Consider the following 15,043-nt stretch of genomic DNA (forward strand, 5'->3'; position numbering starts at 1 on the left):
TTTGGCTTCGCTTTTTTTTATGAGCGCAGATCTTGGTGGTGCAAAAAATACAGCGCCGGAACTCAGCTCGTCTGCTGCAGCAACGGATACAGCGATATCACCAGCAACGCCGCCATGCCGAAGTTGAACACGCGTAACCAGCGCGGGTTGCGCAGCACGTTGCGCAACACACTGCCGAATCCTGCCCAAACCCCCACGCTCGGCGCATTGATCAGGGCGAACACCGTAGCGATGATCACCACGTTCATGGTGTAGCCCTGCAACGGTGTGTAGGTGCTGATTGCACCGATTGCCATCACCCACGCCTTGGGATTGACCCATTGAAACGCCGCCGCGCCCCAGAACCCCAGAGGCTTGCCTTTACCTTCAGTGTCTTCGGATGCCGGGCCCGAACGGGCGATGTTCCACGCCAGGTACAGCAAGTAAGCCGCGCCCGCGTAGCGCAGGATGGTGTAGAGCACCGGATAGGCGGTAAACGCCGCGCCCAGCCCAAGCCCCACCGCCAATACCAGCACCAGGAATCCGGAGCTGATGCCCAGGATATGCGGGATGGTGCGCTGGAAGCCGAAATTAACCCCTGAGGCCAGCAGCATGGCGTTATTGGGGCCCGGGGTGACGGACGTGACAAACGCAAATAAAGCAAACGCCAGCATCAAATCAAACGACAAGGACATGGTTTTTTCCTGGAACGGGCCTTAGCACGTCACCTGCCACTCGGGTTTCGCGGTTACAGGTGTACGGAGGCCACTTAAAGTTGGAGTCAGAGCAACGAACTGAGAAAGCCGATGGCAACCATCGAGTAGAACGCTGCGCAAATCAGCCCGAAGGACTTGCGGGTCCGGGCAAAAAAAGGTTCTGCCGAATGGGCGGAAAACGCCAGGGCGTAGGTGCAGAAAATCAGGAAACCCAACAACGCACAGGCCGCCACCAGCACAAAACTCGCCCATGCCGGTGCGTTGACGCTCAGCCCCACGGTGGTCACGGTGAACCAGGTCAAGGCCGCCTTGGGGTTGGTCAGGTGAATGCCCAACCCTTGTAGATAGAAGCCCAGGTTGCGCGTCTGTTTTGCTCGCGCTTTGGCCACCGTCGTGGCGTTATGCGCCAGCGCACTGCGCACCGACTTCCAGGCCAGGAAGAACAGGTAGCAGGCGCCGAACACCTTCAGCCACAGGATGATCTGGGTGTTGGACATTAACAGCGCCGACACGCCGGCAGCGGTCATCGCGCCCCAGCACAACGACCCGGAAATAACCCCCGCCGCCAGCGCCAGGCCCGGTGTGCGCCCGTAGTTCAAGGAGGTGTTGGCGATGGCCAGGTTGCCTGGGCCCGGGCTGGCGGTGCCGATCACGTAGACCCCCAGTGCCGCTGCAAAACTTGAAAACTCAAACATAGGTGCACTCATACCCGTGGCGCCAGCGCGCAGTGAGCACCCCAAGCCACCGCGGCTTGAAGTGATGGTCAAAAAAGCTACTTGAAGCAACGATGATCCGGCTCTTGGGCGCGAATCTTCTCCATCCAGGGCTTGAGTTCCGATTGCTTGTACAGGCGCTCGCCCCAATTTTCCGGCGAGACCGGCAATGGCCGCCCCTGCAGGATGTAGTCGGTGAGCAGGTGAATGAACTGCTGCAGACAATAGGCGCCCACGTGCAGGCGCAGCGAGGAAGCCGTCTCGGCGGGCGCGACGTTGAAGCGCGCCACATCGATGATCTGCCCGCTGTCCACCGAAGGGGCCAGGTGATGGCAGGTCGAACCGTAGGTTTCATCGTTGTAGTAGATCGCGTAATGCTGGCTGCCCAGGCCCCTATATTTGGGGGGCGCCGGGTGCAGGTTGATCGCGCCTTTGCGGGCATTCTTGTAGATGCTCTGCGGGAAGATGAAGTCGCCACGGTAGGAGATGATCCAGTCGCCTTCCCAATCATCCAGGTGATAAGGGTAGGGATCGCCCGGGTCCCAGCAAAATACCTCGAGGTTGGAGAACACGGTCTTGGCGAATTCCACGCCGTGATCACACCAGTCCATAGTGCACACCGACAGCAGGACTTTGTCCTTGCATGGTTCGATCGTCTGCATCTTCATTTCTCCCTTTCCAGCTAATGTGGGTGACAACGACCGTCCCCCGGTAAGCCCGCTCGATCGCTAGTAGGCGACAGCCCTGACCACTGCATTGAAGCGCTCGACCATTTGCCCCAGTTCCCCTTCGCTGGTGATAAACGGCGGTGCGAACAGCACATGATTGCCTTGTGTGCCTTGCACTGTGCCGCTGCCGGGATAAATCAGCAGGCCGCGTTGCAGCGCCTCTTGCTTGAGGGCCGCGGCATAGGCGCCGCCGCCTCTGAATGGCGCCTTGGTGGAACGGCTCTCGACAAACTCGACGCCCACGAACAATCCGCGCCCGCGCACATCGCCAACGATATCCAGGTCAGCCAGGCTTTCCCTGAGCCAGACGCGCAGTTGCTCACCCCGTTGGCGCACTTGCGTCAGCAGGTCTTCTTCGACGATGACTTGCTGTACCTCCAGGGCAATGGCGCAGGCCAGCGGGTGGTTGACATGGGTTTGGCCGTTGCCCAGTACACCCGAGCCACGGGCCATCACCGAATGCACCCGGTCACTGATCAACAGCGCCGAGATCGGCATGTAACCCGCCGCCAGGCCTTTGCCGACCGCGACCATGTCCGGCACGATGCCGTCGTCGGTATAGGCGAACAGCTGCCCGGTACGCCCCATGCCGGCCATCACCTCATCAAGGATCAGCAGCACATCGTGGCGCTCGCACACCGCCTTGATCTTGCGAAAATAACCGGGCACCGCAGGCACCGCGCCGTTGGTGGAGCCCACTACGGTCTCGGCAAAGAACGCCGCGACGTTTTCACTGCCCAGGCTACGAATCTTGGCGTCCAGTTCATCGGCCAGGCGTGTGGCGTACTGCTCCTGGCTTTCGTCGGGCCGTTGATCACGGTAGGCGTAGCAGGGGGAGACGAACTCGGCGGGTGCAAATAGTCGACCGAATACCGACTGGCGCTGCGGGTTGCCGGAGATGCTCAAGGTGCCCAGTGTGCTGCCGTGATAGCTCTGCTGGCGGGAAATGAACACTGATTTGTCGGGCAAGCCGCGCTCGCACTGGTACTGGTAAGCGATTTTCATCGCCAGCTCCATCACCTCCGAGCCGCCGGACAAGAACTGCGCACGCGCCAGGCCGCCACTGGCTGCCACCAGGCGCTCAGCGAGCTCCTCGGCGGCAGCGGTGGTGAAGCTGCCCGCATGGGCCCAGGCCAGTTTCTTCGCTTCGCGCTCGAATGCCGCGGCGATCCGCGGGTGCCCATGGCCCAGGCTCGACACTGCGACACCGCCGCAGGTGTCGAGGTAGCGTTTGCCCGTTGCATCCTCAAGCCAAACCCCACTCCCGCCGACCGCCAGGATCGGTGAGCTGTTGAGGTTCTTGTAGATCACTTTTGACATGGGCGCAGTTCCTCAGGCAATGGGCGTTACCGTTTACTCACAGCGTGATCCCAGGCTGTCGGCGCCTGGTGAAAGCGCCGGCCGAAACGGGAAGAGTGAAACACCGAACGCGTCAGCCCGATGGGCAGCAACACGACGATAAACATCAGAAACGCAAGAAATCTCAGCACGGTAAAAGCTCCATTGAGTTAAAGGTAAGGATCAATCCAGCGGGATCTCGCTGCGCCAGTCCACAGCCTCGACGAAGGCCGGTTGGCCGGGGCGTTCCAGCACGTAACGGCCCAAAACCAGTACGTCCATTTCGGTGCGCATGAAGCAGGCGTACGCTTCCTCGGGTTTGCACACGATGGGCTCACCGCGCACGTTGAACGAGGTATTGACCAGCACCGAGCACCCCGTGCGTTCCTTGAAACTGCGCAGCAGGTAGGTGAACGGTGCGTTGTTTTCCTCGGTCACCGTTTGCACCCGTGCCGACAGGTCGACGTGGGTCACCGCCGGCAATTGCGAGCGAATATTGTTGATACTGCCCAGCCCGCGCTCCGGGCCGCCTTCTTGCCGCGACTGCTGGGATTTGATCGAGTCGGTGACCGGCGCGACCATCAGCATGTAAGGGCTTTTTTCGCAGATATCGAAATAGTTGCCGGCGTCCTCGGCCAGCACGGCCGGGGCAAACGGGCGGAACGACTCGCGGTATTTGATCTTCAGGTTCATGGTGCGCTGCATCTCGGGGTTGCGTGCATCGCCGAGAATCGAACGCGCGCCCAAGGCTCGTGGGCCAAACTCCATGCGCCCCTGGAACCAGCCCACCACCGCGCCCTCGGCCAGGCGACTGGCAACCTGGTCATACAGCCCGGCGTCGTCATAGCGGGTGAAGGGGTAGTGGTTTTCCAGCAGGAAGCGGGCGATTTCTTCGTCGCCAAAGCCCGGCCCCAGCAGGCTGCCGCTCATGGCATCAGACTTGCCACCTTCCAGGTGCGGACGACCGCTGTGCTTGACGGCAAAGTCCAACGCCGCCCCCAGGGCGCAACCGGCATCACCGGCCGCCGGCTGGATCCAGATAGAATCAAAGCGCCCCGAGCGGCTGAGCACGCCGTTGGCCACGCAGTTCAAGGCTACGCCACCGGCCAGGCACAGATTGCGCTCGCCGGTCTGCTTGACCGCGGCAGTGGCCAGGCCAAGCACCACTTCCTCGGTGACTTTTTGAATCGACGCGGCCAGGTCGCACTCGCGCTGTGAGATCGGGCTTTCGGGTTGACGGATCGGCCCACCGAACAACTCTTCAAACGCTTCGCCGACCATGCGCTCACCGCGCAGGTACTCGAAGTACTTCATGTTCAGGGTGAACGAGCCGTCCTCGCGGATATTGATCAGCTCGTCGCGAATCTTGTCGGCGTAGATCGGCTGGCCATAGGGCGCTAGGCCCATCAGCTTGTATTCCCCTGAATCGACCTTGAACCCGCAATAGTAGGTCATGGCCGAATACAGCAAACCCACCGAATGGGGGTAGGAAATCGAGTTTTTCAGTTCAAGATTGGTGCCCTGGCCGTGCCAGATCGTGGTCGAATGCCATTCGCCGATGCCGTCGATGCACAACACCGCCGCGTTCTTGAACGGCGACGGGTAAAACGCCGCCGCCGCGTGGGAGCGGTGATGCTGGGAAGCCTGGGTGCGCGGCGCCTTGCCCCGGCCCAGGATTTCGAGTTGCTCGTCGACGAACTTGAGCACGTTCCACTTCCAGCGAATCCATTCCGGCATCGCATTGATGAACGTACGTGCGCCGCCGATGCCGCCGCTGGCAAACGACGAAATCACCCGGGAGAATTTTTCCTGGGGGTCTTCGTAATAAACCACCGCCTCCAGGTCATCCAGGCTGATGCCCTCGGCGTCCAGGCAATAGGCAATCGCCTGGGCCGGGAACGCCGGGTCATGGCGCACGCGAGTGAAGCGCTCTTCCTGGGCGGCAGCGACGGGCACGCCGTCCTTGACCAGGGCGGCAGCACTGTCGTGGTAGAAGGCAGAAATCCCTAAAACATAATTAGCCATTTAACTGTGCATCCTCATCACATTCCGCCAATCCATGGAGTCGCCTGCGCCAATCGAACTGCTGGCGTGTAGGCAACCTTCTCTGCGTATCAAGACCACCATTGCGCGAATGGCAGGCTTCGTAGAACCGGGATCAAGGACACCACGAGCACCAGGCTCATGGTGATATTGAACGCCTTCAAACGTTGTGGCTGGGTCAGGAAGCGCCGCAGGTACTGCCCGAAAAACACCCAGACCATCGAACACGGTGAACCGAATACAAAAAACAACAGCGCAATCAGAAACACCTGCACCGTGTACGAGCCCAAGGGCGAGGTGTAGGCCAGCACTGCGCCCACCGCCATCACCCAGGCTTTCGGGTTGACCCACTGGAACAGCGCCGCAGCGGTGAACCCCAAAGGCTTGCCTGATTGGTCACCCAGATCGGTGGTGGGGGCACTGGCAATCTGATACGCCAGGAACAACAGGTACAACGCGCCGACCACCTGCAAGCCGTCATGCAACCACGGGTACTGGCGGAACACCGCCCCGGCCCCCAACCCGACCGCCACCAGCATCAGCGGAAAGCCGATGTTGATACCGGCCACATGGCGCAAGGTACGGCCGATGCCGAAATTGGCCCCGGACGACATCAACATCACGTTGTTCGGGCCTGGCGTGACACAGGTGGCAATCACGAACAGCACGATCGAGTAGTAATCCAGTGCCTGCATGGTCATGCCCTGCTCAACGGTAATCTTCCAGCGTGCCCTGTCGACGAATGTCCACGGACACACAATGGAAACCGCCGCTCAGACTGCGCGCGTGGCGCATCTTCAGCGGTGCCACATCGATGCCGTGTTTTTCCAGTGCGCGAATCAGCGGCACTTGCTGGTCATTGATCACCGCCAGCGACGGGTTGACCATGATGAAGTTCATGCCCTGCCAGATAGAGGCACGCGGGTACGACCAGCAGTAACCGGTGTCCACCATGTCGGGGGCCCAGATGATGTCCCAGTGCTTGAACACTTCGGGCACCTGATCCTTGCCGATGCGTTCGGGGTTCAACACCACCAGCCCTGGACGCACCAGGGTGATGGTGGTGTCCAGGTGCGTACCGTCGTAGAACCCGCTGAGGGCGTGCACGCGGTATTGGTCGCCGAGCACGCGCTTGAGCCACTCGTAGCCCATGCGGTTACCGCTGCGCGACACCAGGTAAAGAATGTCGCGGCCCATGCGCAGCACGTTGGCGGCATCGAAAATCGGCTCATCGTTGGCGATGATCGAGCCCTCGCGCGGGTTGACCCGGTAGGTACTGTCGGGCAGTTCCGGCTTGGGCGCGGAAATCCAGTTGGCGCCGCTGGCGAAGTACGCCTGCAGGTGTTCGCGGTAGGCAAAAGGTTCGAAGTAACGGCTGCGCAAGGCCATCGGCGCTTCAATGATGGTTTTGCCGATCGGCAGCAGAACGTCCCTTGGGCAGTAGTTGTATTCGCCGTCGGTCTTCCAGTCGCCGGTGCCGAACAGTGCCGCGTGATAAGTCTCTTTGGGCCGGCGCACGGTCACCCCATGGCCGACCAGGAAGGCGGCAAAGGCGTCCAGGTCTTCCTGTGCTTCTTCAACCAGTTGTTCGGGGTAAGGCCCTGACGGAATCTCATTGGGCGAGTCGTGGTGCTCGCTGTAGTCGAGGGCGAACAGGCCCTTGTCCGGCCGCGGCACGCGTGCGCCATGGGCAATACCCACGATCATTTCCTCGAGGGGGTCCCATTCGTTATGCACTTCTACCAAAGACATAATTGCTCCTCGTGGCGTTATTGTTCGTGGGTTTGCAGCAATACCTGCCGCGTGATCGGCAAGTGATGCAGATAGCCTTTTGAAGCCGCTGTGCGGGTTGGGCGCGGGAGTACATGGTCGGCCGATGAGAGGCGCAAGCGACGCAACATCGAGGCCCATTTGCCTGGCATCGGCGCCAGGGACTCATAGCCCACGCGCACGCGCTGCCATTGCGCGGCGACCTGTTCGGCACTGGTCAACGCACGCATGTACGCATCGATCGCATCGGCAGCCCAGGCCGAATGTCCGGTGGACACGTTATCAATGGTGTTGTGCAGGTCGACGAACGCCGTGCTGAACCCGTAGTGCCGTAAAAAGCGCCGCGCCGAACGATAGCTGCCGCCCACGCCGGACAGCTCCATCGCCAGGTTCATGCCGAGCACTTCGGGCATGAACGTCATCGGCAGTTTGCCCAGGCACAGCCAATACACGGGCAGGCGGAAGGAGTCTTCCTCCAGGCGCGGGTCTTCGGCGAATTCACGGCTACCGGTGGGGGCCAGTTCGAAATCCATGTCACGCAGGCCATCGCGATAAATTTTTGGATGATTGAGCGCCTCGATGCCGTTGCCCAATTCATCCCAATAGGTCTGGAACAGGGTGTAGCCCACGTGGGAAGACGCCAGCCCCAGGTCGGTAAAGCCTTGCAGCCACGCACCGTCGATCAGCGTCAGCGGCGCCAGTTGCAGGGTCGACTCGATGATTTCTTCACGGCTGGGCATTTGCGCCGGGTCGCTGTCATCGAACTGTTGGCCGTTCTGGTCATGCTTGTCCAGCAACCAGGCGCGCAGCACATTGGGGCCCCACTGGTCGGGCAATTGGCGCTCGGACGTCTTCAGCGACTGGCGCGAACGCTCAAGCCAACGGCTCACATAGGCATGGGCAAACTGGCGGGTGGCCGGCTGCAGCGCACGCCCCTGCAAGACAAAATAGGCTTCGCGCAGGCTCTTGGGCCAGTGTCCGGTGTCGGCAGGGCTGGCTGAGTCAGGGCGGGGCACCGTGGCGGCGCTGTCGACTGGCTGGCGTGGCAGTTGCGGCGTGGCGCCAGCCTGGGGCAACCAGTCGATCCACTGGCGAATCACGCTCAAGTCTGCCTCGCTGAAGATGCGGAACATGCGCCCGGTCGGCGCCACCAGGCTGGTGACCAGCAGGCTTTTTTTCGAGTTGCCCGGCACGATCAAACGGCTGCGCGACAGCACATCCAGCAGGGGCAACGGGTCGCGCTGCGCTTCTTCGATCCACAGCGCCAGGCTGCGCCCTTCAATCAGGTAACTCTGGTGATACACCGCGCCCACCCGCGCCAGACGCTGCATCAAATGCGCCATGGCCTGTTGGGGCGAAGTGGCGGTCAGCGAGGCGTTATACAGCCGCGCATTCCAGCGTTGCAGCGCGCCGAACAGCCAGTTGGCGCCGCGTAGCAGACGGGCCTGGCGCTCTTCGCCCTGCTCGATGATGCGGTGCGCGACCCATTGGCTGATATGGCGCAACGAAGCCGGTTCCAGGCCGGGGAATGACGCGCTCAGATCCAGCCGGCCGAGTTCCAGCGCCAGCCCTTCAAGCTGGCCCATGGCTGCCCAGCCCGGGCAAAGCCCGACGGCGCGCAAGGCCCAATCGACACCGCAGAGTTCATCACCGTAGGCATCGCTGCGCCGGCTGAGGGCAAGCAACAGCGCGGGCAGTTCGAACGCGTCGTCATGCAGGTCCGGCAGAGTCGCCAATTGCGCCGGCGCCAAGGCGTAGGTGGTCAGCTGTAGCTGGCCCAACAACGCGTTGAAGTGATGGCCGCGGGAGGCGTTCGGGTAGCCGACGCCGATGTCATGGGCAAACAGTTGCATCAGGCGCAGCTGCGCGGGGTCTTCAAATACCCCGGGTGCGCTCAGGCCCTGCAGCCAGCAGCCGAGCACCGAGGCCATCGGTGCCGAATAAACCGCCAATGCCTGGGCAAAAGCGCGGGCGTTGTGCTGTTCGACGGCGGCGGTGGCGGCGCCGGCATACGCCGACGCCTGTTCTGACTGCCACGCATCGATCCGCTGTGACAGCAGCGGCAACTGCACCGGCTCGACGTCTTTGCCCAGCAGGGTGTCGAGGTACTCCGTATCCAGGAAACATTCAGGCTCCAGCGCCAAACGATAGAGTTCGCGCCACCTGTCGTCTGCGGGGATGCGTGTTGGAATCGAGCCATCCATAGCCATTACCTTCCAGTGCCGCGTCAGAACATCGGATAAATGGAGGAGTCAGGTTTCTTCTTCTTTTTTCCAAACAGGCGCTGGAAAAACTTCTTGATGGATTTCATGTGCAAGTCCTTTTAGCGGGTGACATCGAGAATAAGTTTTGAAACCAGGTCGTTGCCGGCATCGGTGAAATGGATGCGGTCGACGAACTGCCAGTCTTGCGGGCCCAGTGCCTCGGCCAGCAATGGCGTGATGTCGACAAACTCCACCCCCATGGCCCGCGCCCCGTCGCGCAAGCGCTGGGCGTAGGCTTCGCGCACCGAGGTTTGCAGGATGTCGCCATACACCTCGGTGAAATTACCGAGTTGGTCGAGTTCGGCAAACAGTTGCTCTTCCTCATGGCTGCCGGTCTCGCGGACCCAGCCGGCGAGCGGTTGCAGGATGAACGTCAGCTTCGCACCCATGTCGGTGGCCAGGGCGCGCCAGATATCCAGGTGCTGCAAGGTCAGGTTGGCGGCGTAGTCGATCTGTTCCTGCATCGACGGCGGCGTGGGTTGCTCGGGCTCCTGAGGCTTGCCGAACAGATTCGACAGGCTCCAGTTGCTGGCGGTCGGCTGCTGTGGCGTCAAGGCATCGAAAAACTGATGGCAGTTGAAAAACGCGCCGTGCTCGCCCCGATAGGCGTGAGGCTGACGTGCCAGGCCAAGGTTGTTGAAACCGGAGAACAGCACGATTTCATCCACCTTGGGCAGGTGGTGCCGGTTGAGGGTGAACAGCACCAGCTCTTGGGTAGAGTTGAAGCTGCGGCCGCCGAAATTGATCCAGCGCTGGCCACGGGGATCGTTCTTCGTGAGGCGCGAAGCAAGGGTCCAGCTGTCGGCGCTGGCGCCAATGCCGAACACGGTGGAGCTGCCCGCCAACAGGCGTACCGGGCCATTACCCTTGATACCGTCGACCACCGAATAGCGGGTACCCAATGACTCGGAGTAGCGAAAGCCGGATGAATCGGTATTGACCACGGGGGAAGCATGGTCAGTGGGGTGGAAGTACATCAAATAGGGCAGCCATCGAACTTCACCGGCATCGGTGAATTTCTGTTCGTACTCGGCCATCTGCGGTGTGAGCGTCGTCCTTGTCGTCATAGCGCTTGATCCATTTGGTATTCGCTGGGCAGATTCAAACACCTGGTTGGTTTGTCAGGTGCTTGCTTTGTAGGGCATTTCTGAAAATTTGGTGCGTACAGTGCTGCTTTACTATTTTGTGACTACTTTGTACCAACCTTGTCAAAGGTCTCGTGCACTGTTATGGGACCTATCATCCCAAGGCGACGACGTGTATTGCAGATACAGCAGAACTCAATCTTTTGAATACAGATTGGGGTTTTATGCTGAAAATTTTTCAAAAAAAGGCCAATCTGTAACTTCTTAAGCGACAGATCAGAAGCTACAGTCGGGCCTATGACTCTTTACCTGAACCTCGCCGAATTCATCAGCAGCCGCATCGAGCAGGGCCTGTACGGGCCCGGTGAGCGGTTGCCATCTGTACGCACCCTCAGCCATGAGCACGGCGTCAGCCTGACGACCGTGCAACAGGCCTACCGTGTATTGGAATGTTCGGGGTTGGCGGTATCGCGTCCCAAGTCGGGCTATTTCGTGCCGTCGGACCGGCGCGTGGCACCTTTGCCACAGATGGGCCGACCCATCCTGCGGCCGGTGGACATTTCCCAGTGGGACATGGTCCAGGAACTGATACGCCTCGATCAAGGCGCCGGTATCGTGCAACTGGGGTGCGGTATGCCGGACATCAGCGTGCCGACCCTCAAGCCGCTGCTGACCGCCATGGCCCGTATCAGCCGGCGCAGCGACAACACCAGCCTGCAATACAGCCACATCCAGGGTGTATTGGCCTTGCGCGAACAGATCGCCCGGCTGTCCATCGATGCGGGTGTTCGCCTGACCCCGGCCGACCTGATTGTCACGAGTGGCTGTCAGGAAGCCCTGTCTACCGCAATCCGTGCGATTTGCGCGCCCGGCGATATCGTGGCGATCGCCTCGCCGAGCTATTACGGGATGATGCAGATCCTCAAGGCGGCCGGTCTCAAGGCGCTGGAGATCCCCAGCGACCCCGTGACCGGCATCAACCTGGAAGCCCTTGAGATGGCCCTGGAGCAGTGGCCGATCAAGGTCATCCAATTGACCGCCAACTGTAACAACCCCATGGGCTACATCATGCCCGACGAGCGCAAGCTCAAGCTGATCCGCATGGCCCAACGCTTTGACGTGCCGATCATCGAAGACGATATCTACGGTGATCTGTCGCATCGCTATCCGCGGCCACGCTCGCTCAAGTCCTTCGATGAAGACAACCGCGTGGTGTTGTGCAGTTCGTTTTCCAAGACCTTGGCCCCTGGCCTGCGCGTCGGCTGGATCGCCCCGGGGCGTTACCTGCCCCAGGTGCTGCATATGAAGTTCATCGGCTCTGGCGCCACCGTCACCCAACCGCAATTGGCCGTGGCCGAATTTATCGCCAAGGGTAATTACCAGCTGCACCTGCGGCGTATGCGCAAGCAATACAAGCGCAACGGCGATCTGATGAGTGAGTGGGTCAACCGCTATTTCCCGGTGGGGACCCGCGTCAGCCAGCCTCAGGGCGGCTTTACGCTGTGGGTCGAATTGCCCGGGGAGTTCGATACCTACGCCCTCAACCGGCTGTTGGAAGCGCAGGATGTGCAGGTGGCCAACGGCAATATTTTCTCGGCAGCGGGAAAATACCGTAATTGCATCCGGCTGAACTTCGCCAACCCACCCACCCGCAAGGTCGAGATGGCCGTGCAAAAGGTCGGGCAAACCGTTGGCCAGTTGATACAGATGGAGCTGGACAACCCCCTCACCGCGCAACAATGGCAGCCTCAGCCCTCTGCGTTTTGATCGGCTGCGTGCTCACTTGGCGGCATTTGTTCTCAAGGATCACAAGAATTAGGCTGTAGCCCTCTTTGACAAGAAGGAAAGCAGCGATGACCTGGTCTGCCAAGCAGTACACCCTGTTCGAACAACAGCGCACTCGTCCGGTCCGTGACCTGGTGGCGGCGATTCCCGAAACCGACGTGCGCACTGCCGTCGACTTGGGCTGCGGGCCGGGCAACTCCACAGCGGTACTGGCCGAGCGCTTTCCCCAAGCGCGAGTCACCGGCATGGACAGCTCCGACGACATGCTGGCCGACGCCCGCGAGCGCTTGCCGGCGTTGAGCTTCGAACTGGCAGATATCGGCGCCTGGAATCCAGCACAAAAATTCGATGTGATTCTGGCCAATGCCTCACTGCAATGGCTGCCCGACCACGCCGCGCTATACCCGCACTTGGTCAAACAACTGAACCCTGGCGGTACGCTGGCGGTGCAAACCCCGGACAATCTCGACGAGCCCGCCCACCGGTTGGCCCGCGAAGTGGCGGCCGACGGCCCATGGTCGGCGAAGATCGGCGCGGTCAAACACAATGAGCGGCACACCGCGAGTTACTACTACGAGTTGCTGAGTAAGCACTGCAGTACGGTGGATGTGTGGCGCACTACCTATCAGCACCCGTTGGCGGATCATGCGGCGGTGGTGGAGTGGTTCAAGGCGTCGGCATTGCGGCCCTTTCTTGCGCCGTTGACCGACGATGAAAAGGCCGCCTTCCTGCAGCAATACCAGGCGCGAATTGCCCAGGCTTATCCAGCCCTGGCCGATGGCACTGTGTTGCTGCCCTTTCCGCGTCTGTTCATCATCGCGACACGCTAAAGTGATCGGCGTAAGTGGCGGTCACGCGGCCGCCGTTTGCGCCTGCAGGTATTCCTGCGCCGACATGACGCCCGCATAGCCAAATGCCAGGGATGCCATGTACGCCCCATGCACCTGCGCCGCTGGAATCACCTGGCCGTTGAACTCCTGATCGCGAGTAGCGCAAGCGTCATGGATCACCGTGACCTTATAGCCCAGGTCCGCCGCCGCCCGCACCACGGCGTCCACACACATATGACTCATGCTGCCGACCACCACCAGATCGGTGATGCTGCGCTGCTCCAGCAATTCGCGCAGGTTGGTTTGGCGAAACGCATTCACAAAATGCTTGAGCACTACCGGTTCATCACCCTCGTTCAACACCTTGTCGTGCAAGCGGGCGCCGTCGGAGCCGGGCGTGAAGAACGGCGCGTCGTCGCCTTCAAACTCATGGCGTACATGAATCACCGCATCGCCTGCCTGTCGAAATGCCTGTAGCACCTGCGCCGCCCTGTCCGCCGCGGCTTCTACGCCGTCAAGCGGCCACTTGCCCTGAGGGAAGTAGTCGTTCTGGATATCGATTAGGATGAGCGCTTGCTTGGCCATGTATGTTGCCTCCTGATGGGTTGATGGGCCCAGTATCTTAGCTGGCGCCGAGGTTGAGAATTGGGCGCACCGACAATAACAGGGGGAAAACTGACAATGGCCGTGGAACGCGCGACGCTCGAACTGGGTGTATTGATCTATCAGGGCGCGCAACTGGCCGCCGTGCATGGCCTGACCGACCTGTTCGGGGTCGCCAATCGCATCGCCGCCGAGTACCAATCTGCGCAACTGCCGCTGCTGCGGGTCAGCCACTGGCAGGTGGACGCCCACGGCACGCCTGCGCGCGTGTTCGACAGCCACCCGTCGCCGGCCCAACCGATGATGGCTCTGCTGGTACCGCCGTCGATTGGCGAGTTCACCGAAGACCAGGCGCCGCCCGCACTGCTGGAGTGGATCCGCCAGCAGCATGCTGCCGGCACGGTGCTTGGCGGTGTGTGCATTGGCTCGATCATGTTGGCGCGTAGCGGTCTGTTGGATGGGCGTAGCGCCACCGCTCACTGGTCGTCCTCGGAGTCCTTCGCGGCCCGTTACCCGGCAGTGCGCCTGGAAGCGGATAAGCCCATCGTCGATGACGGCGACCTGATCACCACCGCCGGGCTGATGGCCTGGTCCGAACTGGGCCTGCGCCTGGTCGACCGGCTGATGGGGCCCAGTGTCGCCGCCGACACTGCGCGTTTTCTGGTGATCGAACACCGCGACAGTGCCAGCCAGTGCGGCAGCAACTTTGCGCCGATCCTCAGGCATGGCGACAGTGCGATCCTGAAGGTCCAGCATTGGCTGCAAGCCAGTGGCGCAGTGGATGTTTCGGTGGGGGCGATGGCGCAGGCGGCAAACCTGGAAGAGCGCACGTTTTTGCGCCGTTTTCGCAGTGCGACGGGGCTTAAACCCACCGAGTACTGCCAGCATCTGCGGGTCGGCAAGGCGCGGCAGATGCTGGAGTTCACCAACGGCACGATCGACCACATCGCCTGGACCGTGGGTTATCAGGACCCCAGCGCTTTTCGTGCACTCTTCAAGAAGATTACTGGCTTGACCCCCAGCGACTACCGCACCCGGTTTGGCGTTTGAATCGTGCAGAACGCAGGGGGGTTGGGGCATCGTCGTGCAGAATAGAGCAGGCTAACTGCCATCGCTTTTAGTGCAACTCATTGATTTGATAAACATCCCTCACAAAGCCGCGTTGGCCTGATCCCTGCAACTTTCCCAC

The 15,043-nt window shown here is 61.0% G+C and carries 14 protein-coding genes; 3 read left to right on the plus strand and 11 right to left on the minus strand.

The genetic code is table 11. From position 1 onward, the window contains the following. Nucleotides 1-62: 62 nt before the first annotated feature. From JH25_RS09650 to JH25_RS09610, 10 genes are all read right to left on the minus strand, one after another. Entirely contained in the window at nucleotides 63-674 is a 612-nt protein-coding gene (locus JH25_RS09650; RefSeq protein WP_032879215.1) for a LysE family translocator, read from the minus strand. An 86-nt stretch (nucleotides 675-760) separates the two neighbouring features. Further along, nucleotides 761-1,390, minus strand: coding sequence for a LysE family translocator (locus JH25_RS09645; protein WP_005791901.1), 630 nt, complete (start codon nucleotides 1,388-1,390; stop codon nucleotides 761-763). A 77-nt stretch (nucleotides 1,391-1,467) separates the two neighbouring features. Continuing rightward, nucleotides 1,468-2,070: a formyltransferase family protein gene (locus JH25_RS09640; RefSeq protein ID WP_005791900.1), complete on the minus strand. Its 603-nt coding sequence runs from the start codon at nucleotides 2,068-2,070 to the stop codon at nucleotides 1,468-1,470. 66 nt (nucleotides 2,071-2,136) lie between these two features. Further along, entirely contained in the window at nucleotides 2,137-3,456 is a 1,320-nt protein-coding gene (locus JH25_RS09635; RefSeq protein WP_005791898.1) for an aspartate aminotransferase family protein, read from the minus strand. A 26-nt stretch (nucleotides 3,457-3,482) separates the two neighbouring features. After that, a complete protein-coding gene (locus JH25_RS28710; RefSeq protein WP_005791897.1) occupies nucleotides 3,483-3,626 on the minus strand; it encodes a hypothetical protein in 144 nt (47 codons plus the stop codon). Nucleotides 3,627-3,657: 31 nt separating this feature from the next. Beyond that, on the minus strand, nucleotides 3,658-5,499 hold the full coding sequence (locus tag JH25_RS09630) for a carbamoyltransferase family protein (protein WP_005791895.1): 1,842 nt from the start codon (nucleotides 5,497-5,499) through the stop codon (nucleotides 3,658-3,660). Nucleotides 5,500-5,588: 89 nt separating this feature from the next. Next, nucleotides 5,589-6,212, minus strand: coding sequence for a LysE family translocator (locus JH25_RS09625; protein ID WP_032881200.1), 624 nt, complete (start codon nucleotides 6,210-6,212; stop codon nucleotides 5,589-5,591). A 13-nt stretch (nucleotides 6,213-6,225) separates the two neighbouring features. Then, nucleotides 6,226-7,269 (minus strand): hypothetical protein, encoded by a 1,044-nt coding sequence (locus JH25_RS09620; RefSeq protein WP_005791891.1) that lies wholly within the window; start codon nucleotides 7,267-7,269, stop codon nucleotides 6,226-6,228. A gap of 17 nt (nucleotides 7,270-7,286) precedes the next feature. Then, nucleotides 7,287-9,491 (minus strand): iron-containing redox enzyme family protein, encoded by a 2,205-nt coding sequence (locus tag JH25_RS09615; RefSeq protein ID WP_032879217.1) that lies wholly within the window; start codon nucleotides 9,489-9,491, stop codon nucleotides 7,287-7,289. Nucleotides 9,492-9,610: 119 nt separating this feature from the next. Continuing rightward, a complete protein-coding gene (locus tag JH25_RS09610) occupies nucleotides 9,611-10,618 on the minus strand; it encodes an SGNH/GDSL hydrolase family protein (RefSeq protein ID WP_032879218.1) in 1,008 nt (335 codons plus the stop codon). Nucleotides 10,619-10,933: 315 nt separating this feature from the next. Between JH25_RS09610 and JH25_RS09605 the strand changes: the two genes are divergently transcribed. Both JH25_RS09605 and tam read left to right on the plus strand, forming a co-directional pair. Next, nucleotides 10,934-12,403, plus strand: coding sequence for an aminotransferase-like domain-containing protein (locus JH25_RS09605; protein WP_032879220.1), 1,470 nt, complete (start codon nucleotides 10,934-10,936; stop codon nucleotides 12,401-12,403). 86 nt (nucleotides 12,404-12,489) lie between these two features. Continuing rightward, complete coding sequence (gene tam / locus JH25_RS09600) at nucleotides 12,490-13,251, plus strand: trans-aconitate 2-methyltransferase (RefSeq protein WP_032879221.1); 762 nt, start codon at nucleotides 12,490-12,492, stop codon at nucleotides 13,249-13,251. A 21-nt stretch (nucleotides 13,252-13,272) separates the two neighbouring features. Here tam and JH25_RS09595 read toward each other — a convergent pair whose 3' ends face one another. Beyond that, entirely contained in the window at nucleotides 13,273-13,836 is a 564-nt protein-coding gene (locus JH25_RS09595; protein ID WP_032879223.1) for a cysteine hydrolase family protein, read from the minus strand. Nucleotides 13,837-13,932: 96 nt separating this feature from the next. On the opposite strand from JH25_RS09595, the gene JH25_RS09590 reads away from it, so the two are divergent. Next, nucleotides 13,933-14,904, plus strand: coding sequence for a GlxA family transcriptional regulator (locus JH25_RS09590; protein ID WP_032879224.1), 972 nt, complete (start codon nucleotides 13,933-13,935; stop codon nucleotides 14,902-14,904). Nucleotides 14,905-15,043: the final 139 nt, after the last annotated feature.

The sequence above is a fragment of the Pseudomonas sp. BRG-100 genome, assembly GCF_000737955.1.
GTDB classification, from domain to species: Bacteria; Pseudomonadota; Gammaproteobacteria; order Pseudomonadales; family Pseudomonadaceae; genus Aquipseudomonas; species Aquipseudomonas synxantha_A.